19 protein-coding genes are annotated in these 20,556 nt (G+C 59.1%); 1 reads left to right on the top strand and 18 read right to left on the bottom strand.

Annotated features, from left to right (window positions below; all coding sequences use genetic code 11):
• Positions 1–559: 559 nt before the first annotated feature.
• Genes GOQ25_RS15965 through GOQ25_RS15950 form a run of 4 tightly spaced genes read right to left on the bottom strand, consistent with a single transcriptional unit; the run spans position 560 to position 4,673 of the window.
• Positions 560–1,981, bottom strand: a complete 1,422-nt coding sequence (locus GOQ25_RS15965; RefSeq protein WP_160351471.1) for an MmgE/PrpD family protein — start codon at positions 1,979–1,981, stop codon at positions 560–562.
• Positions 1,974–2,294 (bottom strand): DUF4387 domain-containing protein, encoded by a 321-nt coding sequence (locus GOQ25_RS15960; RefSeq protein ID WP_160351470.1) that lies wholly within the window; start codon positions 2,292–2,294, stop codon positions 1,974–1,976. The genes GOQ25_RS15965 and GOQ25_RS15960 overlap by 8 nt, the downstream gene beginning before the upstream one ends.
• A complete protein-coding gene (locus GOQ25_RS15955; protein ID WP_160351469.1) occupies positions 2,291–3,664 on the bottom strand; it encodes an acyclic terpene utilization AtuA family protein in 1,374 nt (457 codons plus the stop codon). The genes GOQ25_RS15960 and GOQ25_RS15955 overlap by 4 nt, the downstream gene beginning before the upstream one ends.
• Positions 3,665–3,674: 10 nt before the next feature.
• Positions 3,675–4,673 carry a tripartite tricarboxylate transporter substrate binding protein gene (locus GOQ25_RS15950; protein ID WP_160351468.1) on the bottom strand — a complete coding sequence of 333 codons (999 nt, stop codon included), beginning with the start codon at positions 4,671–4,673 and terminating at the stop codon, positions 3,675–3,677.
• Positions 4,674–4,819: 146 nt separating this feature from the next.
• On the opposite strand from GOQ25_RS15950, the gene GOQ25_RS15945 reads away from it, so the two are divergent.
• Positions 4,820–5,791: a LysR family transcriptional regulator gene (locus GOQ25_RS15945; RefSeq protein WP_160351467.1), complete on the top strand. Its 972-nt coding sequence runs from the start codon at positions 4,820–4,822 to the stop codon at positions 5,789–5,791.
• Between the two features lie 77 nt (positions 5,792–5,868).
• Here GOQ25_RS15945 and GOQ25_RS15940 read toward each other — a convergent pair whose 3' ends face one another.
• The 14 genes from GOQ25_RS15940 to GOQ25_RS15875 form a co-directional block, all read right to left on the bottom strand.
• Positions 5,869–6,189 carry a DUF2818 family protein gene (locus tag GOQ25_RS15940; protein ID WP_160351466.1) on the bottom strand — a complete coding sequence of 107 codons (321 nt, stop codon included), beginning with the start codon at positions 6,187–6,189 and terminating at the stop codon, positions 5,869–5,871.
• 58 nt (positions 6,190–6,247) lie between these two features.
• Positions 6,248–7,732 (bottom strand): NADH-quinone oxidoreductase subunit NuoN, encoded by a 1,485-nt coding sequence (gene nuoN, locus GOQ25_RS15935; RefSeq protein ID WP_160351465.1) that lies wholly within the window; start codon positions 7,730–7,732, stop codon positions 6,248–6,250.
• A gap of 9 nt (positions 7,733–7,741) precedes the next feature.
• On the bottom strand, positions 7,742–9,244 hold the full coding sequence (locus GOQ25_RS15930) for an NADH-quinone oxidoreductase subunit M (protein WP_160351464.1): 1,503 nt from the start codon (positions 9,242–9,244) through the stop codon (positions 7,742–7,744).
• Entirely contained in the window at positions 9,241–11,271 is a 2,031-nt protein-coding gene (gene nuoL, locus GOQ25_RS15925; protein WP_160351463.1) for an NADH-quinone oxidoreductase subunit L, read from the bottom strand. Before nuoL ends, GOQ25_RS15930 begins: the two co-directional genes overlap by 4 nt.
• A 17-nt stretch (positions 11,272–11,288) precedes the next feature.
• Positions 11,289–11,597 carry an NADH-quinone oxidoreductase subunit NuoK gene (gene nuoK, locus GOQ25_RS15920; protein ID WP_160351462.1) on the bottom strand — a complete coding sequence of 103 codons (309 nt, stop codon included), beginning with the start codon at positions 11,595–11,597 and terminating at the stop codon, positions 11,289–11,291.
• Positions 11,594–12,241 (bottom strand): NADH-quinone oxidoreductase subunit J, encoded by a 648-nt coding sequence (locus GOQ25_RS15915; protein WP_160351461.1) that lies wholly within the window; start codon positions 12,239–12,241, stop codon positions 11,594–11,596. Before GOQ25_RS15915 ends, nuoK begins: the two co-directional genes overlap by 4 nt.
• Before the next feature lie 17 nt (positions 12,242–12,258).
• Positions 12,259–12,747 carry an NADH-quinone oxidoreductase subunit NuoI gene (nuoI, locus tag GOQ25_RS15910; protein ID WP_160351460.1) on the bottom strand — a complete coding sequence of 163 codons (489 nt, stop codon included), beginning with the start codon at positions 12,745–12,747 and terminating at the stop codon, positions 12,259–12,261.
• A 21-nt stretch (positions 12,748–12,768) separates the two neighbouring features.
• Complete coding sequence (gene nuoH, locus GOQ25_RS15905; RefSeq protein ID WP_160351459.1) at positions 12,769–13,842, bottom strand: NADH-quinone oxidoreductase subunit NuoH; 1,074 nt, start codon at positions 13,840–13,842, stop codon at positions 12,769–12,771.
• Positions 13,843–13,844: 2 nt separating this feature from the next.
• Positions 13,845–16,172: an NADH-quinone oxidoreductase subunit NuoG gene (nuoG, locus tag GOQ25_RS15900; RefSeq protein ID WP_160351458.1), complete on the bottom strand. Its 2,328-nt coding sequence runs from the start codon at positions 16,170–16,172 to the stop codon at positions 13,845–13,847.
• A 15-nt stretch (positions 16,173–16,187) separates the two neighbouring features.
• Positions 16,188–17,555, bottom strand: coding sequence for an NADH-quinone oxidoreductase subunit NuoF (gene nuoF / locus GOQ25_RS15895; RefSeq protein WP_160351457.1), 1,368 nt, complete (start codon positions 17,553–17,555; stop codon positions 16,188–16,190).
• The gene (nuoE, locus tag GOQ25_RS15890) at positions 17,552–18,055 is read right to left on the bottom strand and encodes an NADH-quinone oxidoreductase subunit NuoE (protein ID WP_160351456.1); all 504 of its coding nucleotides are present in this window, start codon (positions 18,053–18,055) and stop codon (positions 17,552–17,554) included. Before nuoE ends, nuoF begins: the two co-directional genes overlap by 4 nt.
• A 40-nt stretch (positions 18,056–18,095) precedes the next feature.
• Complete coding sequence (locus GOQ25_RS15885; protein WP_160351455.1) at positions 18,096–19,352, bottom strand: NADH-quinone oxidoreductase subunit D; 1,257 nt, start codon at positions 19,350–19,352, stop codon at positions 18,096–18,098.
• Positions 19,353–19,355: 3 nt separating this feature from the next.
• On the bottom strand, positions 19,356–19,985 hold the full coding sequence (locus tag GOQ25_RS15880; protein ID WP_160351454.1) for an NADH-quinone oxidoreductase subunit C: 630 nt from the start codon (positions 19,983–19,985) through the stop codon (positions 19,356–19,358).
• Positions 19,986–20,047: 62 nt separating this feature from the next.
• Positions 20,048–20,524 carry an NADH-quinone oxidoreductase subunit B family protein gene (locus GOQ25_RS15875; protein WP_006217960.1) on the bottom strand — a complete coding sequence of 159 codons (477 nt, stop codon included), beginning with the start codon at positions 20,522–20,524 and terminating at the stop codon, positions 20,048–20,050.
• Between the last annotated feature and the right edge of the window lie 32 nt (positions 20,525–20,556).

The following is a 20,556-nucleotide window of genomic DNA, read 5'->3' as shown; positions in this document are numbered from 1 at the left end:
GTAGCGGGCGCGGCCCGTAGCGTGGAGGGCAGCGTGCTACGCAATCCGTACACGGGGTCTACGGTGTGTGCCTGATGACCGATCGCTATCTTGAACAGTCTGGCGCGCCAGTTCCCGCTATCGAAATGCTCAACTCTAAGTATGGTTGAGGGTGCAGAGTCGACGTTAACGCTGCCAGCCCGCGCGATTGCGGCCACTGGCCCAACGCGATGGTGCATGCCATCAAGGCATACATCGGATTGCCCATGAATAACCCGGTATCCGATGTGCTACCTCAGCGCTCTCTCCCTATATTATCGTCGCACATACTGAGAAAACGCCGAAAAGGTTGTGACATACAGCGTGAGAATTTATGCTGTTTAGTGCCACCCTGGAAACCAAACACCATAAACTTAGCAACAGGGCTTGCGCGCCGATTACGAGACCTAGTAGTGACGAGTCGCAGCCCGGCCTGCTAGCAAATGAGGCGATGCAGCGGAAAAGACAGTCAGAAAATAATCCTCCAGTGCTAGATTGAGAGGCAGCCCGAACCCTTTGTCGGGCTGCCAGGTAACACTAGTCAATCAGGATCTTGTGCCAGGAGGGTTTCGAGTTCCCGAATTGCAGGCAGGCGCTCGAGATGAGTAACGCGGTCGCATATCAACTCGGCATGCGACTTCGAAAAATAACGTGTTCCATTCGCCATGAACTTTTCGAGTACCTGTGCACGGTCAAGTGGCCGCTCTGCATGACCCGGGTTCACCGGTACGGATTGATGGCGCACTTGCCCATCCCTCATACGCAATGACACCTGACCTGAATAGTGTTTTGGAAAGGTGCTATCGGTGTCGACCACATAGTCGGTCTTGGCCATCAGGCGTCGCACGTTATCGCTGGTAAAGGCTTCCGGCTCCAAGTCCTGTAGTCCTAGCCTTCCTCGAATCAGGCCCGATGCAACCGCGTACGGGGTGCTGAACTTGGCCTCGTAGTCAGTGCTTGGACGCCTTTTTGTGTCCAGCGGTTCGCACACTGACTGAACAGTACCTGCTGGCACAGAGACAGTGACCCGCTCGATGTCGTCGGGATTGACGCCTTCACGATGTAGCTTGATCGCAGCTTCAACGCTGGCATGCACAAAGTGGCACATAGGATAGGGCTTTACAGCGACATTCATTAGCTCCCAATTTGCGCTGTCCGCACCAATGGGCAAGCCGCGTAACGCGATATCGATATCAATATCAGGAAGGTCAGCTGCGTCCAAATGCGTGCTGTACAAACCATATCGTCCCAGATAAGGTGCCTGCGGCGCGGGGATTCTGTCTGAACCCATCAACGCAGCTGTGATGGCGGACTGAGCCGCCCATCCGGGGTGCATGCGCTTCGTCCAAGCGCCGTCCTCTAGGAACTGCAGCGTACCGGCCGCCATCGAAAGAGCGAACCCCTGGGCGCACAACGTCTGTTCCTGATCCAGTCGCATCAAGCTGCTTGCCGCCATAGTGCTCGCAAATGTCCCGACGACAGCGCTGGGGTGAAATCCCTTCGTGGTAAATCTCCCTTTAACAACACTGGCCAGCCGGGCACCACATTCCACGCCGGTAATATAAGCGCGAAGCACGGCTCTCCCATCCGCGTTTAACTGCGCGCCAAGCGCCAGCACGGTTGGCATCACACTGACACTTAGGTGTGCAATGCCCGCCATATGCGTATCGTCAAAATCCAAACCATGCGCTAGGATCCCGTTGAGCAGTGCCGCGTCGCGTAGCGCTGCTCGCTGGCTAAAACCAATCACGCCGCGCTCGCTACCCGCGCTGAAGACCGGCGAGAAGACCACGTGCGAATATCGTTTAGCAAACGCTTCCTGCCGGGCGGCCAGTGCACATCCAATAGCGTCCAGCATCAGATCACACGACCGGTCACGTACCGCTTGCGGCACTGCATCTAGGTCCAACTGGTTGCAGAATCGCGTTAAGGCGTGAGCAATAACATCTGTTTCTTTAGTCATTGGTGTCGATCCAAACACCCAGGAGTGGTGCATGTTGTTGAGCGCCAAAGGTATCCCTTTCGTTGACACTACCCTGCTCCCAGCTGCGCTTAAGCGTAAGCTTAAATGCTAGGGCTGGCTCGAAGAACATCAGCGTGACGATGTCGGCCGGGGAGACCTCAAACAGGGAACAGATACTTTCCTGCGTCAATATTCCCGAGCGTTGTACAAGCTGATAGTCCGCTTCACTCTTGAAGATCACATCAAAGGTAATCTCAAACGGACCGGAATTCTTGCTACGAATGACCTTTGCATAGTCTCTCAGCCAGCTCATTTCGTCGCTCCCACCGTGGTGCAATGAATAGGGAACAATTCTTCCGGCGTGTCCACTTCCATCAAGTGGTAGACGGAAAAGCGATAGACAGGTCCAATGGGGTTCTCTGGCGGATTCAGAGGGATCGCAAAGTTCCCCGCAGTCGCCACTTGCCCCGGGTAAGGTGTATGCAGCACGTCGATCCTGACGCTGCTGCATATGGCGTTGGCCAGCTCCTGGGTCGGTGCAGTTACCTCACCCATTAACCCAATTTCATGGCTACCGCTTTCCTTGACGGGCTCTTGAGCGCCCATCACACCGTTCTTGCCATAGACGTGGAAATGCAGAAAGGCCTTGCCCTGCCGGAGTTCGGGATAAGTTTCAAAAGCATTTGCCTTAACGCGTTCCAGGAATGAATCGATCTGCGCGACCAGAATGGGATCCCGAACACCGCCAATAAATATCGTACGGTAGCCCAACTGAGAAGCCCCCTCGAGCTTCACGCTATATTGCTCAGAAGGTAGAAACCGGCTACCCGTGACACGAACCGTCCTCTCGGTGACTTGTTCGTAACGCGCCCGGCCTAAATCCAATACACCGCCCGGGCCCGCGAGCAAATCAGGACGCGACTTTTCGTACAGCGTATGGGCCGCGACTGAGGCGATCGAACACTTTTCGTCCTGGCTCATAGGTTCAAGATCGAAGCTGTCTTTGCGAATCGTTGCCAAAAGGACCTTCCCCTTCGGCTCGGCGCAATTGGCTCCGCATTCTGCAATTTTTCCCATGTGCCAATAAAGGCCGGGGTCGATTCCATGCAGCATACATAGCCCTGCAAATGGCGCTGGGTCGTAGGCTCGCCCTGCGATGACGACATCAATATCGGGATATTGTGTTAGCACCTTATAAAAGGGCTCAGCACCCATTTGGGCGACAACATTAATTGCACTGTCAATGTCGGCCCGTTGCAGCGCGTGGGCAGAGCCGCAAGGCCTGATACGCCCTTGTTCTAGTCGCTGCCGGATAACCGCACGGTCGATATCCGCGTAAATCACGGCAATCTTGAGAATATGTCCTTGGGCCTTCGCGATGTCGTCGACGATGCCAACCATTTCATCGACAGTCGCGTTAGTGCCCGGCCCACCCGCGGAACCGATCAGCACCGGAATCTTATGCCGCGCACCCGCGTCGAGAATCGGCGTCAGGTCACGAACATACGCTTCACGGCTAACTAAGAGTTTCCCCATACCCAGCAGATAGGGGCCCGGATCGGTCGAACCGGAGTCCACGATAATGGCATCCGGGCCAGCCGCAATGCCGCGCTCAAAATCCGCCAGAGGAACACCGTAGCCTAGCATTCCATTAGGGATGAGTATTTTGATTTCTTGTTTCATCAGCAAGCCTTTAATCCACCTGCACGTTCGCAGCTTTCACCGCCTTGCCCCACATATCCACTTCTTGTTTGATGAAGGTGCCGAAGTCTTCTGGGGACCCGCCTGCAGGCTCGCCCCCGACCGATTCGATGAAGGCGAGCACATCGGGGTTTTTCAACACCTCGTTCAACGCGGCATTCAACTTGGCTACAATTTCAGGAGGCGTGCCGGCAGGAGCCACGATGCCCGCCCACGTTGATGCATTGAATCCCGCTACGCCTTGCTCTTGCAACGTCGGTACATCGGGCGCCGCAGATGAACGCTTTGCCGTCGTCACCCCCAATAGGGTGACTCTTCCGTTCTTTGCTTGCGGCAAAATGCCAGTCGAAGTTTCGAACGCGAAATGGACGCGTCCCGCGATCAGATCGGTAATCATGGCCGGCGCGCCTTTGTACGGAATATGCGTCATATTGAGACCCGTATCGCCCTTGAACATCTCCGTCACAATATGCGTTGTCACGCCGTTGCCGCCGGAACCGTAGTTGACATTGCCGGCGTTGTTATTGATATATTCCTTCATCTCCTGCAGGTTCGTCACCGGCACATGTTTAGACGCCGCTAAAAACATGGGAGTGGTATTCGTTAGAATGACGGGCGCGAAATCCTTGACCGGATCATATGAAACGTCTTTATATAGGGCAGGCCCAATCGCCAGGGGAGCGCCCGAAGTCATCATGATGGTGTAGCCATCCGGCGCTGCCGATTTGACGTAGTTGTGGGCCAGCATGCCGGTAGCACCCGGGCGATTTTCGACAAAGACCGTTTGCTTAAGCACATCGGAAAGCTTTTCAGCATACAAACGCGCGACGATATCGCTCGACTGCCCCACCGGAAAACCGATCACCATTCTGATGGGCTTGTCCGGGTACTTACTTGCCGCAGCTTGCGATGTAGATATAAAACCTATGGTCGTGAGCGCAGAAAACAAGGCCGTGCCAACTGCGTTTCGAACGATTCGACGTATTTGCATTTGAGTCTCCGAAGTATTCTAGTATCGAGACGCACATCCAAAGAGCGGCGTCCACGGTGTGCAAGTATCAATGGAGACCCTAGGGGAAACAAATCGCCAAGTGCGATAGTGTTATAGGCGTATAAAATAAATAAACAGGAGGATTAATGGCAGCCAACACCGACGGAACGGAAAGGCCGGAGAGCCATCCGACAATTCGGTTCGACCTCGTCGACCTCGAGACTTTCATAGCGGTAGCGGATCTTGAAAATTTCACGTTAGCCGCCCGCAGGCTATGTATCTCGCAACCGTCGGTCACTAGCCGCATTCAACGTTTAGAAGCGATGTTGCGGGTGCCGTTACTCATACGTACCACCAGAAGCGTCCAACTCTCGCCCCACGGCGTTCGCCTGCGCGAGGAAGCCGAGAAAGTGCTGCGTGGCATGCGCCTTCTGATACGCGACTTTCATGCAGAGGCGCTTTCATTACGCAATCGGGTCGTGGTCGCCGCCACGCCAGGCATTGCCGCCGTGGTGCTGCCCCCGTTGATCCGGGCGTTCGCCGACCGGCACCCGAACATTCAGCTGGAAGTGCTGGACCGCCAATATGAGGACGTCCTGGCAAGCGTCGATGCTGGCGAAGCAGACCTCGCCATTACCTCGATTGACAGCGGAGAGACTCGCTACGACTTTCACCAGCTGGCCCAGGAGTCGATGGTATTGGTATTGCCCTCGACCCATGAACTGGCCAACACCGAGCACCTGTCCTTGGACCTGCTCGTGTCATATCCCTTGATGACGCTGGAGCGCTACAAGCCGATCCGCGATCAGCTCATGACGGAAGCGCTCAAGCGTGAGCTACGCCTGTCTTCCATCCGCACTGTGGCGAATTTAACCACGCTGCTCGGCATGGTTGACGCCGGCAATGGTCTGGCATTCCTGCCGGAGTCCATGGCCCAGATCAACGCGAAAACGCGTAGAAGCACCCTGCATGTGGCGGATATTTCGCTCACCCGTAACTACGGCATCCTGCGCTCGCGCCAAACGCCGCTGAGTAGCGCAGCACAAAGCTTTGCCGCATTCCTGCAAGAGTCTTATACCGAGATTGTCGCGAAGGCTGACGAGCCGAACGCTCTGTAAGCCGTTCGGATCCCGCCTCGAAACGTGCAGGCCGCCTACGCGGCATATCCACGCAAGGTACGGGGTGGGTGTTGCGCCTAAGGTGCCACGGGATGGCGCTTGAACAAATACCGGAACACAAAGCCCGGATATCCCAACACCAGATAGAGACTGAATGTGATGGCGTAGAACTCCCAACGCTGTGCAAACGGATTGCCCAGGGCCGCTTCAAAAGCAAATCCCAGGAACATCACCACAGCGTAGTACAACAGGAGTTCCAGCAAGCGCAGCCAGAACGGCTTTGCGACACTGCCCTGTCTCCAGGGCAGTATGAGAAAAAGGCGCTCGGTCAGAAACGGAAGATTCGCACTGATGAGCGCCAAGGCAATCCACAACCAGACGGCGAGGGTCTGGCTCATGGCCAGGCCCTCGGGACGTTCGGCGCGGTGACTGCCTTGTGCATCCCCGACGTGAGCCTTACAGGCCCAGCGAGGTTTGGATGGCGTGCACGCACAGCGCCATCAGGCCACCGGGCAGGATACCCAGCAACAGGATCAGACCGCTATTGAGCGACAACAGCGCGCAGTGGCCACTACCGGCTTCGATCTTGGGTGCATCGGCCGCCGGCTCGTCGAAGTAGACGACCTTGACCACACGCAGGTAGTAGAAGGCGCCAATCAACGAGAACAGCACTGCAACCACGGCGAGCCACACGTGACCGGCTTCGATGAGCACCTGCAGCACAGCCAGCTTGGCGTAGAAGCCCACCATCGGCGGGATGCCCGTCAGCGAGAACATCAACAGCAGCAGCAAGGCGGCGTGCCACGGGCTGCGGCGGTTCAGACCCTTGAGGTCATCGATTTGTTCGCACTCAAAGCCCTTGCGCGACAGCAGCAACACCATGCCGAACGTCGCCAGCGTGGTCAGCACATAGACCAGCATGTAGAAGAGCGCGGCGCCGTAGGCTTGCGCCGACGCGTCGGGCTTGCCAGCGACCACGCCCGACATCAGGCCCAGCAGCACAAAGCCCACATGCGAGATGGTCGAGTACGCCAGCATGCGCTTGAAGTTCGTCTGCACGATGGCGGTCAGGTTGCCGATGGCCAGGGACAGCACGGCCAGGATCATCAGCATCGGCTGCCAGTCGGCGGCCAGACCATGCAGCCCCTCGACCAACAGACGCAGCGTGATGGCAAAGGCAGCCAGCTTGGGCGCGGCGCCCAGGATCAGCGTCACGGCCGTGGGCGAACCTTGGTAGACGTCGGGCACCCACATGTGGAACGGCACGGCGCCCAGTTTGAACGCCAGGCCAGCCACCAGGAACACCACGCCGAAGACCAGCGCCATGTTGGCTTGGTTACCCGCCGAGATGACCTTGGAAATTTCAGCGATATCCAGATGGCCGGTGGCGCCGTACATCATCGACATGCCATACAGCAGGAAACCCGAAGCCAACGCACCCAGCACGAAGTACTTCATGGCCGATTCGGTGGCGACGACGTCGTCGCGGCGCAGAGCGATCAGGGCATAGAGCGCCAGAGACATCAGCTCCAGACCCAGGTAGACGCTGATCAGGTTACCGGCCGAGATCATCACCATCTGGCCCAGCAGCGCCATGAGCGTGAGCACATAAAGCTCGCCGCTGCGCAGCATGTCGCGGGCTTGCGCATAAACGCGGCCATACACCAAGGTGGCGGCCACGGCGATGTAGGACGCGATCTTGAGCAAATGGGCCAGATTGTCGGCTACGTACATGCCGTCGAACGTACGGCCCACCGAGCCGTCATTCCACTGCACGGCGGACACAACGGTCAACACGCCCAACGCCAATAGCGTCAGGATGAACGTAGGCTTGCGATCCGGGCTCGCGCTGAACGCATCGACCAGCAAAATCGCCAGGCCGAAGATCAGCAACAGAATCTCAGGCGTAGCCAGAGCGAAATCAATGTGAGATTGCATCATGATTCAGTCTTACAGTTTCGAGATGGCCACATGTTGCAGCAGGGCCTCGACCGAGACGTGCATGACGTCGGTAAAGGGCTTGGGATAGATACCCATGTACAACACTGCAATCGCCATCACGCCAAGAATCAGGAATTCGCGGCGATTGATGTCGGTGAGTTCACGCACATGATCGTTGGCGATATCGCCAAAGGCCACGCGCTTGACCATCCACAGCGAATACGACGCACCCAGAATCAGCGCCGTTGCAGCCAGCAGACCGATCCAGAAATTGTGCTCGACCGCGCCCATGATGACCATGAACTCGCCCACGAAACCGCTGGTGGCCGGCAGGCCGCTGTTGGCCATCGAGAACAGCACAAAGAACGTCACGAAACGCGGCATGACATTGATCACGCCACCGTAGTCAGCGATCTTGCGCGAGTGCATGCGGTCATACAGCACGCCGATACACATAAACATCGCGCCCGACACGAAACCGTGCGAGATCATCTGAACGATCGCGCCTTCGACACCGGCGGTGTTGAAGATGAAGAAGCCCAGGGTGACAAAGCCCATGTGCGCCACGGACGAGTACGCCACCAGTTTCTTCATATCGTCCTGAACGATCGCCACCAGACCAATGTAGATCACGGCGATCAGCGACAGAGCGATCATCAGACCGGCCAGGCTATGCGAGGCGTCGGGTGTGATCGGCAGCGAGAAGCGCAGGAAGCCATAGGCGCCCAGCTTCAGCATGATCGCGGCCAGCACGATGGAACCGCCGGTCGGCGCTTCCACGTGGGCGTCCGGCAACCACGTGTGGACCGGCCACATCGGCACCTTCACGGCGAACGCCGCCAAGAGCGCGATGAAGATCAGGATCTGCGGCGTATAGCCCAGCTTGACCTGGTGCCAGGTCAGGATGTCGAACGAACCGCCCGATGCATTCCACAGATAGATGAACGCGACCAGCGTGAGCAGCGAGCCCATCAGGGTGTAGAGGAAGAACTTGAATGCCGCATACACGCGATTCGGGCCACCCCAGACACCGACGATGATGTACATCGGGATCAGAGTTGCTTCGAAGAACACGTAGAACAGCATGCCGTCGAGCGCCACGAACACACCGACCATCAAGCCCGACAGAATCAGGAAGGCGGCCATGTATTGCGACACGCGGCTCGTGATGACTTCCCATCCCGCCAGCACCACGATGATGGTGATGAAGGCGGTCAGCAGAACGAACCACATCGAGATGCCGTCAATACCGAGGTGGTAGTTGACGTTGAACGCTTCGATCCAGGGGGCTTTCTCGACGAACTGCATCGCAGCGGTCGAGGAATCAAACCCGGTGTAGAGAGGAATCGTGACCAGAAAGCCCGCGATCGCGCCAATCAGGGACAAGCCCCGGGTCAGCCCGGGCCGCTCATCGCGGCCCACGGCCAGCACCAGCAGGCCGAATACGATCGGTACAAAGATCGCAAGCGTTAGCCAGGGAAAAGTGTTGGATGCCATGTCGCTTGCCATCATTGGGGAATCAGCACAAAGAAAGTAATCAGAGCCATGATGCCGATGATCATTGCGAACGCGTAGTGATAGATGTAGCCGGATTGCAGGTGACGGCTCACCGCAGCCACCCAGCCCACGACGCGCGCGCTACCGTTGACCAAAAGACCATCGATCAAGCCCCGGTCGCCGGCTTGCCACAGGCCACGGCCCAGGCAACGCGCACCGCGAGCAATCACTTGCTCGTTGATCCAATCGACAAAGTACTTGTTCTCGAGCACTTTGTTCACACCGGACAGGCTGGACTTGATCTTGGCCGGGACCTTGGGATTGATCAGGTAGCAATACCAGGACACCACGGCGCCCGCGACCACCAACCAGAACGGCAGCGTTTGGAACGCGTGCAGGCCATATGCAACCCAACCATGCCAATGGTCTTGCAGTTCTTGCATGGACGGGTGCTTCGGCAACACTTGGATGACGCCTTCGAAGAATCCGCCAAACAGCATGGGCTCGACCACCCAGGCACCCACGAAGATCGAGGGAATAGCCAGCAACACGAGCGGCAGGGTCACCACCCAAGGCGACTCGTGCGGCGTGCCGCCATGATGCCCATGGTCGTCAGCACCGTGACCATGATCGTCCGCGCCATGACCGTGGCCATGATCGCCCGATGCGTCGAAGCGCTCTTTACCGTGGAACACCAGGAAGTACAGGCGGAACGAATACAACGAGGTCACGAAGACACCGATCAGCGTCGCATAGTAGGCGAACGAAGCGCCCCAGACCTGAGCCTGGCCAGCGGCCTCGATGACGTTTTCCTTGGAATAGAAACCCGAGAAGAACGGCGTGCCCACCAGCGCCAGCGTACCGATCAGGAACGTGATCCAGGTAATCGGCATGTACTTGCGCAGACCACCCATGTTGCGGATGTCCTGGTCATGGTGCATACCGATGATCACCGAACCCGCGCCCAAGAACAGCAGTGCCTTGAAGAAGGCGTGCGTCATCAGGTGGAAGATCGCGACCGAGTAAGCCGAGGCGCCCAGCGCGACGGTCATGTAACCCAGCTGCGACAACGTGGAGTAAGCCACCACGCGCTTGATGTCGTTCTGGATGATGCCGAGGATACCGAGGAACAACGCGCCGATGGCACCGATGACGATGATGAAGGACAACGCCGTATCGGACAGTTCAAACAGCGGCGAGAAACGCGCCACCATGAAGATACCGGCCGTCACCATGGTCGCCGCGTGAATCAGCGCCGAGATGGGGGTCGGGCCTTCCATCGAATCGGGCAGCCAGGCATGCAGCGGCACCTGGGCCGATTTACCCATGGCACCGATGAACAGGCAGATACATGCCACGGTCAGCAGCATCCAGTCCGAACCCGGCAGGGTCAGACCGGCGAGCTTGTCGGCTTGCTCGAACACACCGGCATAGTGCATCGTGCCGGTGTAGGCAAACAGCAAACCAATACCGAGCACGAAACCGAAGTCACCGACACGGTTGATGAGGAATGCCTTCATATTGGCGAAGATCGCGGTCGGACGGGTGTACCAGAAACCGATCAGCAGATACGACACCAGACCCACGGCTTCCCAACCGAAGAAGAGCTGAACCATGTTGTTGGACATGACCAGCATCAACATCGAGAAGGTAAACAGCGAGATATAGGCGAAAAAGCGCTGATAGCCAGGATCATCGGCCATGTAGCCAATGGTGTAGATGTGCACCATCAGCGACACGGAGGTGACCACCACCATCATCATGGCCGACAGCGGATCGATCAGGAAACCGATTTCCAGCTTGGTCTGGCCGATCAGGCTCCAGGTGTAGACAGCGCCATCGAACGTATGACCGTTCAGAACATCGCGCAGCACGATCACCGATCCGATCGCGGAGATCAGAACGCCGAGAATCGTGATGATGTGCGCCCCGCGGCGGCCAATAGGACGCCCCAGGAAGCCCGTGCCGAAGAGCCCGGCGAGGATCGCGCCCGCCAGCGGCGCCAGCGCGATCAGCAAGTACAGATTGGGTGAACTAGACATTTTCTTCCAATACCCCGTTAGCCCTTCAGGCGATCGAGATCGTCAACGTTGATCGTGTTCAGGTTACGGAACAACAGCACCAGAATCGCCAACCCGATGGCGGCCTCAGCAGCGGCAACCGTCAGGATGAAGAACACGAACACCTGGCCGGCGGTGTCGCCAAACCAGCTGGAAAACGCCACGAAGTTCATATTGACGGCCAGGAGCACCAGCTCGATGGACATCAACAGAATGATCAGATTGCGGCGGTTCAGGAAAATGCCAAAGATGCCGATCGCGAACAGGATCGCCCCAAGCACCAGAAAGTGAGGCAGCGTCAACGTCATTGTTTTTCTCCTTGAGCGCCGTCGGCAGGCGTAGCGGTCCGACCCATCGCGCGATCGCTCTGGGCAGGCATGCTGACCAGACGGAAACGGTCTTTCGCACGCACGCGCACAGCGGCGGCGGGATCGTTGTACTTGGCATCGCGGCGGCGACGCAGCGTGAGCGAGATGGCGGCGATCATGCCCACCAACAGCAGCGCGGCACCGACTTCGATGGCGTACACGTATTGGGTGTACATCACTTCGCCCAGGACGCGGCTATTGTTGTAGTCACCGGCGGCGGCGACTTGCGGGCCGACATCCGACCAGGTGGTGGCCAGCACGAAAGACATCTCGAGCACCAGCACCAATCCGATCACCAGGCCCAGCGGCAGATAGGTCTTCAGCCCGCGGCGCATGCTGTCGATACGGATATCGAGCATCATCACCACGAACAGGAACAACACCATCACCGCGCCGACGTACACCAGCACGAGCAGGAGTGCGAGGAACTCCGCACCGAGCAACATCCACAGCATCGCCGCATTGGCGAACGCGAGGATCAGGTGCAGAACGGCGGTCACCGGGCTGCGCGCGGTGATGACGCGGAATGCCGCGATCACGAGAACCGCCGACAGTATGTAGAACAATACAGTAGTAAAAGTCATGAGTCAGACCTTAGGCGTCAACGGTATGGCGCGTCTTCGGCCCGGCGGCGGGCGATTTCGGCTTCGTAGCGGTCGCCGACGGCGAGCAGCATGTCTTTGGTGAAATACAGGTCGCCGCGCTTTTCACCGTGGTAATCGAGAACGTGGGTTTCCACGATCGAATCCACGGGGCAGCTTTCCTCACAGAAGCCGCAGAAAATGCACTTGGTCAGATCGATGTCGTAGCGCGTGGTGCGGCGGGTGCCGTCCTCACGCACGTCCGAATCGATCGTGATCGCCATGGCGGGACAGACTGCTTCGCACAGCTTGCATGCGATACAGCGTTCTTCGCCATTGGGATAGCGACGCAGCGCGTGCAAACCACGGAAACGCGCCGACGTGGGCGTCTTTTCCATGGGATAGCGCAACGTGACCTTGCGTTTGAAAAAGTACTTGCCCGTCAGGCGCATGCCCTTGAGCAACTCGGCTAGCATCAGGCTGCCGAAGAAATCTTTGATCGCTTCCATATCCTGCCTCAGCTTGACGCCTTAACGCCAAATGTTCCAGGGCGTCTGCATCCAGATCGCCACCACCACCAGCCACACACCGGTCAGCGGGATGAAAATTTTCCAGCCCAACCGCATGATCTGGTCATAGCGGTAACGCGGGAACGACGCGCGGAACCACACGAACAACGACACCACGCAGAAAGTCTTCAGCCCCAGCCAGAGCCAGCCCGGGACCCAGGTCAGCGGCGCCACGTCCACCGGAGGCATCCAGCCGCCCAGGAACATGATCGAGGCCATCGCCGACAGCAGAATCATGTTGGCGTACTCACCCAGGAAGAACAGGGCAAAGGCCATACCGGAGTATTCGACCATGTGGCCGGCCACGATTTCCGATTCGCCTTCGACCACGTCGAACGGGTGACGGTTGGTTTCCGCAACGGCCGAGATCACATAGATCACGAAGAGCGGCAAGAGCGGCAGCCAGTTCCACGACAGGAACGTCAGACCACGCTCGGCAAACCAGCCGCGCGACTGACCCATGACGATTTCCGACATGTTCAGGCTGCCCGAAACCAGCAGCACGGTCACCAGCACGAAGCCGATGGCCAGCTCGTACGACACCATCTGCGCGGAGGCGCGCAGCGCGCCCAGGAAGGCGTACTTGGAGTTCGACGCCCAGCCCGCCACGATCACGCCATACACCCCGATCGAGGTGATGGCCATCACGTACAGCAAACCTGCGTTGACATTGGCCAGGACGACTTCGGGACCAAAGGGCACGACGGCCCAGGCCGCCAAGGCCGGCATCAGCGTAACGACCGGCGCCACGACGAACAGAACTTTGTTCGCCTGCGTCGGCACCACGACTTCTTTGGTCAGCAGCTTGAACACGTCCGCGAACGGCTGCAGCAAGCCCCGGAAACCCACACGAGTCGGGCCCAGACGCACGTGCATCCAGCCGATCATCTTGCGTTCCCAGTACGTCAGGTACGCCACACACAGAATGATGGGCACCGCAATCACGACGATCTTGATAATCGTCCAGATCACCAGCCAACCAGTCGGGCCCAGCAAGGCCTGACCGTGGCTTTCAAGAGTATTGAGCCATTCCATTGTCAGGCACGCTCCACGCTGATTTCACCGAACGCACCGCCCAGGGCGGCCGTTTGCTCAAAGCCCGCCGAAATACGCACTGCGCGCTCGGCGACGGCATCATCCTGCACCGCGACCAGCTCGACCGAGCCGCCGGCGCCCGACACACGGACTTTGTCGCCCGCCGTCAGGTTCAGGGCCGACAAGGTCTTGCCGTTGATGCGTGCCGTCGGAGCCTTCGAAGCCGGGGTGGCTTGCAGCGGCCCGGAACGGCGCACGATGGCGTCGGTACGGTAGATGGGCACATCGGCGACGCGCTCCAGACCGGCAGCCGCGCGACCCAGACCACGAGCGGCCTTGATCTCGTTGGACAGACGGCTTTCGATGCCGCCGGCCAGGGCCGTGTCACGCACCGACTCGGAAGTCTCGTCGTCGAAGCCGGCCAATTGCAGCACGTTGCCCAACACACGCAGGACCTTCCAGGCCGGACGGGTTTCGCCCACCGGCGGAACCGTGCCCTTGAAGCTTTGCGCCAGACCTTGTGCGTTGACAAACGTACCCGACGTTTCGGTAAACGGCGACACGGGCAACATCACATCCGCCCAGTCTTGCGCGGACGACGCGTACGGCGTCAATGCCACGGCAAACTCGGCGGCGCGCAACGCGGCGACGGCTTGGGGACCGTTGTCAGCGTCCAGAGCCGGCTCGGCGTGCAGAACGATGTAGGCCTTCAGCGGCTCGGCCAGCATGGCAGCGGCGGTCTTGCCACCCTGCCCCGGCACGGCGCCAGCCAGGTAACCACCCACGGTGTTACCACCGGCGGTCAGGAAACCAAAACGGGCACCCGTCACGTCAGCGATATGACGCGCGTTGGCGGCCAAGATCGAGGCGTCGGGTGCAGCAATAGCCATGTTACCGATCAGCACCGCGGCGTTGGTGCCGGACACGAGGCTCGCGGCGATTTGCTTGGCGGTCTCGTCAGGGATGACAGTCGCGAACTCGGCCGGAACGGTTTGATCCTTGGCTTGAGCCAGGGCCACCGCGACTTGCGCCAGCGCCGTTGCCAGCTGCGAGGGAGCCACCGTGATACGGGCAGCCACCGGCATCAGCGGATCATCCGCCGAGCTGTCGATCATCATCACTTGCGTGCCACGCTTGGTGGCCTGACGCAGACGTTGCGCCATCAGCGGGTGGTCCTTGCGCAGGAACGAACCCACGACCAGCACGCGATCGACCTTGTCCAGATCGGCGATCGGCATGCCCAGCCACGGCGCGCCCGTGAGCGCGGCGTCGAAATTCGGATCGGTCTGACGCAGACGGAAGTCGATGTTTTCCGAGCCCAGCGCGCGAACCAGACGGCCCAGCAGCGCGAATTCTTCGGTGGTCGCGTATTCGGCAGCCAGCGCGCCGATCTGACCGGCACCGTGGCTGTTTTTCACGCGCGACAGGCCTTGCGCCACGGCTTGCAGCGCATCGGCCCAGGAGGCTTGCTGCCACTTGCCATCCGTGCCCTTGATCATCGGCACGGTCAAACGGTCTTCGCTATTGAGGCCTTCGTACGAGAAACGATCGCGATCGCTGATCCAGCATTCGTTGATCGATTCGTCTTCGAACGGCACCACGCGCATGACGCGGTCGCCCTTGACCTGAACGATCAAGTTGGCGCCCAGGCTGTCATGCGGGCTGACCGTACGGCGACGGGCCAACTCCCAGGTCCGCGCCGAGTAACGGAACGGCTTGGAGGTCAGGGCGCCTACGGGACAGAGATCGATCATGTTGCCGGACAGTTCCGACTCGATCGAACGGCCCACGAAGGTCGTGATTTCGGAGTGTTCGCCGCGATTGAGCATACCCAGCTCCATCACGCCGGCGATTTCCTGACCGAAACGCACGCAGCGGGTGCAGTGAATGCAGCGCGTCATTTCCTCGGCCGAAACCAGCGGGCCGAGATCTTTGTGGAATACCACGCGCTTTTCTTCGCGATAACGCGAGGAGGAACCGCCATAGCCCACCGCCAGATCCTGCAGCTGGCACTCGCCGCCCTGATCACAGATCGGGCAATCGAGCGGGTGGTTGATGAGCAGAAACTCCATGACCGACTTCTGCGCGGCCTTGGCTTTTTCCGAGCAGGTGTGAACCACCATGCCATTGGTAGCCGGCGTTGCGCAGGCGGGCAGCGCCTTGGGCGCTTTTTCCACTTCAACCAGGCACATGCGGCAGTTCGCCGCGATGGACAGTTTCTTGTGGTAGCAGAAATGGGGCACATACAGGCCGATCTTCTGGGCCGCATGCATCACCATGCTGCCCTCGGGGACTTCGACCTGTTTACCGTCGACGGTTAATTCAACCATTGCTGTTCCTGAGACCTACAGATATTGCGGGACCACACACGACTTGTGCTCGATGTGGTGCGCGAATTCGTCGCGATAATGCTTGAGAAAACCACGGACCGGCATAGCGGCCGCGTCACCCAGAGCGCAAATCGTGCGACCCATGATGTTGCCGGCGACGTTGTCCAGCATATCCAGGTCTTCCGGTCGACCTTGACCGTGCTCGATACGATGCACCATACGGTACAACCAGCCCGTGCCTTCGCGGCACGGCGTGCACTGACCGCAGCTTTCCTCGTAATAGAAGTACGACAAGCGCAGCAGCGACTTCACCATGCAGCGCGTCTCGTCCATGACGATGACCGCGCCCGAACCCAACATGGACCCGGCTTTCGCGATCGAGTCGTAATCCATGGTGGTGTCCATCATGATGTCGGCGGGCAGAACCGGGGCGCTCGATCCACCAGGGATCACGGCCTTGAGCTTCTTGCCACCGCGCATGCCGCCGGCCAGCTCGAGGAGCTTCGGGAACGGCGTGCCCAGGGGGATCTCGTAGTTGCCGGGACGCTCGACATCACCGGAAATCGAAAACAGCTTGGTGCCGCCGTTATTCGGTTTGCCGACTTCAAGGTAGGCCTGGCCACCATTGCGGATGATCCAAGGCACCGCCGCGAAGGTCTCGGTGTTGTTGATCGTCGTGGGCTTGCCGTACAGACCGAAGCTCGCCGGGAACGGCGGCTTGAAGCGCGGCTGGCCTTTTTTGCCTTCCAGCGATTCGAGCAGCGCGGTTTCTTCGCCGCAGATATAGGCGCCGTAACCGTGGAACGCATGCAGTTGGAAGCTGAAATCCGAACCCAGGATCTTGTCACCCAGGAAGCCTGCGGCGCGCGCTTCTTCCAGGGCTTCTTCGAAGCGTTGATACACCTCGAAGATTTCGCCGTGGATGTAGTTGTAACCCACGCTGATGCCCATGGCATAGGCCGCGATGGCCATGCCTTCGATCACGATATGCGGGTTAAAACGCAGAATGTCGCGGTCTTTGAACGTACCCGGTTCACCCTCGTCCGAGTTGCAGACCAGATACTTCTGACCGGGGAACGCGCGCGGCATGAAGCTCCACTTCAAGCCGGTCGGGAAGCCCGCGCCGCCACGGCCGCGCAGACCCGAGGCCTTGACCTCGGCGATCACGTCCTCGGGCTTCATGCCCGTGGTCAGGATCTTGCGCAGGGCTTCGTAGCCGCCGCGCTTGACGTAGTCCTGCAAATGCCAGTTCGCGCCATCCACATCCGCCATGATCTGCGGCGTGATATGACGGCCGTGCAGACACATGGAGTTGGACAGATCGTTTAACGGGTTGGGGTCCAGACCCTGAGCGAATCGTGAGTACAGATCGGGCGCGTTCATGCCGACTCTCCTTGTGCGCCGAGCGATTTCAGGTCTTTCACCAATGCGTCGAGCTTTTCTTCAGTCATACGCACGCACATATGTTTGTTGTTGACCAGCAGCACGGGCGAATCGCCGCAGGCGCCCATGCACTCGCCTTCGACCAGGGTAAACAGGCCGTCGGGGGTGGTCTCACTAAACTCGATACCCAGCTTGCGCTTCAAGAAGTCGCCGGCTTTTTCGCCGTCGCGCAGGGCACAGGGCAAGTTGGTGCACACAGAGATCTTGTGCTTGCCAACGGGCCGGGTGTCGAACATGTTGTAGAACGTGGCGACTTCCTGCACCGCGATGGGCGGCACGCCGATGTAGTTGGCCACATCTTCGAGCACCTCGGGGGGGAGCCAGCCCTTTTCTTCTTGCGCAATAGCAAGCGAAGCCATGATGGCCGACTGGCGCTGGTCGCCCGGGAACTTGGCAAGTTCCCGATCGATTTTCTGATAGGCCTGTGCGGAAAGCAGCATAGTTTGAATCCGGGTTATGCGGGGCGGTCGTGCTGAGGGTTCAGCGATCGATCTCGCCGAAAACGATATCCTGCGTACCGATGATAGTGACGGCGTCAGCGATCATGTGACCGCGCGACATCTCATCGAGCGATTGCAAATGGGCAAATCCTGGCGCCCGAATCTTCAGGCGATAGGGTTTATTGGCGCCGTCAGACACCAGATAAATGCCGAACTCGCCTTTCGGATGTTCGACGGAGGCATACGCCTCGCCCGGCGGAACGTGGAAACCTTCAGTGAAGAGCTTGAAATGGTGAATCAGCTCTTCCATGTTGGACTTCATGGCGGTACGGCTGGGCGGTGCGACCTTGTGGTTCTCGATCATCACCGGGCCGGGGTTGTTGCGCAGCCACTCGACGCACTGACGGATGATGCGGTTGCTCTCGCGCATCTCGGCCACACGCACCAGATAGCGGTCATAGCAGTCGCCGTTCACGCCAACCGGCACGTCGAAATCGACCAGATCGTACACCTCGTAGGGCTGCATCTTGCGCAGATCCCACGCCACGCCCGAGCCACGCAGCATCGGGCCGGTAAAGCCCAGCGCCTTGGCGCGATCGGGGTCAACCACACCGATACCGACCAGACGCTGTTTCCAGATCCGGTTGTCGGTCAGCAGGGTTTCGTATTCATCCACGCAGCCGGGGAAACGGTTGGTGAAGTCCTCGATGAAGTCCAGCAGCGAACCCGAGCGCGCTTCGTTCATGCGACGCAGCTCTTTTTCGCTACGGTATTTGTTTTCGCCACCGAACTGCGCCATCGTGTCGGGCAGATCGCGATACACGCCACCCGGACGGTAGTACGCCGCGTGCATGCGAGCACCCGACACCGCTTCGTAGCAGTCCATCAAGTCTTCGCGTTCGCGGAAGGCGTACAGAAACACCGCCATCGCGCCCACGTCCAGCGCGTGCGAACCCAGCGACATCAGGTGGTTCAGGATACGAGTGATCTCGTCGAACATCACCCGGATGTACTGCGCGCGCAGCGGGGCTTCGATGCCAAGGAGCTTCTCGATCGCCATGCAATAAGCGTGCTCGTTGCACATCATGGACACGTAATCCAGACGGTCCATGTAGGGCAGCGCCTGGATATAGGTCTTGTGCTCGGCTAGCTTTTCCGTGGCACGGTGCAACAGCCCGATATGCGGGTCGGCGCGCTGAATGACTTCGCCATCCAACTCCAGCACCAGACGCAACACACCGTGCGCGGCCGGGTGCTGCGGGCCGAAGTTCAGGGTGTAATTCTTAATTTCTGCCATGATTTAACGCCCCATGCCGTAGGAATCTTCGCGCACGACACGCGGGGTAAGTTCGCGCGGTTCGATGGTGACCGGCTGATACACCACGCGCCGCTGCTCGGCGTCGTAACGCATCTCGACGTTGCCCGACAAGGGGAAGTCTTTGCGGAAAGGATGACCGATAAAGCCGTAGTCCGTCAGGATGCGGCGCAGGTCGGGGTGGCCTTCAAACACGATACCAAAGAGGTCAAACGCTTCGCGCTCGTACCAATTCACGCTCGGCCAGCACTCGATGAGCGAAGCAACGATGGGCAGGTCTTCGTTCGGCGCGTACGTACGCACGCGCAGACGCCAGTTGTGGGTGACCGAAAGCAGATGAATCACCACGGCAAAGCGCGAACCCGAGGCGGAGCCGGCGGCTTCCTGGGTTTCCCGGCGGGTGCCATTACCCCATTTCAGGTAATCCACGCCGCACAGGTCGATACAGGTTTCAAAGCGCAGACCGCTATCGGTACGCAGCTTGTTGCAGACCGTGATCCATTGATCGGCCGGCACTTCGAGCGTGAGCTCGCCAAGTGCTTCGGTCAGGGCAATATCCGCCCCCAACGCGGCCTGCAGGTTATGTTTCAGGGTTTCGAGCCTGGTCATCGTCATGTCGCTTAGGTAAACCGATATGCTGACGGGCGCCGCCTCGCTTACTGCGTGGCGGGCTGCGATCAGCGGGCAATAGTGTTGGTCAGGCGGATCTTGTTCTGCATTTGCAGCAGACCGTAGACCAAGGCCTCGGCCGTGGGCGGACAGCCCGGCACGTAGACGTCGACAGGCACAATACGATCACAGCCGCGCACCACCGAATACGAGTAGTGGTAGTAGCCACCGCCATTGGCGCACGAACCCATGGACACCACCCAACGCGGCTCGGGCATCTGGTCGTAGACCTTGCGCAGCGCAGGCGCCATTTTGTTGCACAGCGTGCCAGCAACAATCATCAAGTCCGACTGCCGGGGGCTGGGACGGAAGATGATGCCGAACTGGTCAAGGTCGTAACGCGCCGCACCGGCGTGCATCATCTCCACGGCGCAACAGGCCAGACCAAAGGTCATGGGCCACATCGAGCCAGTCTTTGCCCAGTTCAGGAACTTGTCGGCACTGGTGGTGATAAAACCTTGCTTGAGGATGCCGTCTATAGCCATATTTGTCTCTGAAAGCGTGCAGGAAGGCTGGG

Source organism: Bordetella sp. 15P40C-2 (genome assembly GCF_009763235.1).
Lineage (GTDB): Bacteria > Pseudomonadota > Gammaproteobacteria > Burkholderiales > Burkholderiaceae_B > Bordetella_A.
This window is presented reverse-complemented; position numbering and strand designations above follow the sequence as displayed.

Coding starts and splice junctions, on each gene's coding strand:
- nuoE (WP_160351456.1), bottom strand. CDS start 18,055: ATGCTGCTTTCCGCACAGGCCTATCAGAAAATCGATCGGGAACTTGCC.
- GOQ25_RS15965 (WP_160351471.1), bottom strand. CDS start 1,981: ATGACTAAAGAAACAGATGTTATTGCTCACGCCTTAACGCGATTCTGC.
- nuoI (WP_160351460.1), bottom strand. CDS start 12,747: ATGGAAGCGATCAAAGATTTCTTCGGCAGCCTGATGCTAGCCGAGTTG.
- nuoL (WP_160351463.1), bottom strand. CDS start 11,271: ATGTCTAGTTCACCCAATCTGTACTTGCTGATCGCGCTGGCGCCGCTG.
- nuoN (WP_160351465.1), bottom strand. CDS start 7,732: ATGATGCAATCTCACATTGATTTCGCTCTGGCTACGCCTGAGATTCTG.
- GOQ25_RS15885 (WP_160351455.1), bottom strand. CDS start 19,352: ATGGCAGAAATTAAGAATTACACCCTGAACTTCGGCCCGCAGCACCCG.
- nuoH (WP_160351459.1), bottom strand. CDS start 13,842: ATGGAATGGCTCAATACTCTTGAAAGCCACGGTCAGGCCTTGCTGGGC.
- GOQ25_RS15950 (WP_160351468.1), bottom strand. CDS start 4,673: ATGCAAATACGTCGAATCGTTCGAAACGCAGTTGGCACGGCCTTGTTT.
- GOQ25_RS15940 (WP_160351466.1), bottom strand. CDS start 6,189: ATGAGCCAGACCCTCGCCGTCTGGTTGTGGATTGCCTTGGCGCTCATC.
- GOQ25_RS15915 (WP_160351461.1), bottom strand. CDS start 12,241: ATGACTTTTACTACTGTATTGTTCTACATACTGTCGGCGGTTCTCGTG.
- nuoG (WP_160351458.1), bottom strand. CDS start 16,172: ATGGTTGAATTAACCGTCGACGGTAAACAGGTCGAAGTCCCCGAGGGC.
- GOQ25_RS15930 (WP_160351464.1), bottom strand. CDS start 9,244: ATGATGGCAAGCGACATGGCATCCAACACTTTTCCCTGGCTAACGCTT.
- GOQ25_RS15955 (WP_160351469.1), bottom strand. CDS start 3,664: ATGAAACAAGAAATCAAAATACTCATCCCTAATGGAATGCTAGGCTAC.
- GOQ25_RS15875 (WP_006217960.1), bottom strand. CDS start 20,524: ATGGCTATAGACGGCATCCTCAAGCAAGGTTTTATCACCACCAGTGCC.
- GOQ25_RS15880 (WP_160351454.1), bottom strand. CDS start 19,985: ATGACGATGACCAGGCTCGAAACCCTGAAACATAACCTGCAGGCCGCG.
- nuoF (WP_160351457.1), bottom strand. CDS start 17,555: ATGAACGCGCCCGATCTGTACTCACGATTCGCTCAGGGTCTGGACCCC.
- GOQ25_RS15960 (WP_160351470.1), bottom strand. CDS start 2,294: ATGAGCTGGCTGAGAGACTATGCAAAGGTCATTCGTAGCAAGAATTCC.
- GOQ25_RS15945 (WP_160351467.1), top strand. CDS start 4,820: ATGGCAGCCAACACCGACGGAACGGAAAGGCCGGAGAGCCATCCGACA.
- nuoK (WP_160351462.1), bottom strand. CDS start 11,597: ATGACGTTGACGCTGCCTCACTTTCTGGTGCTTGGGGCGATCCTGTTC.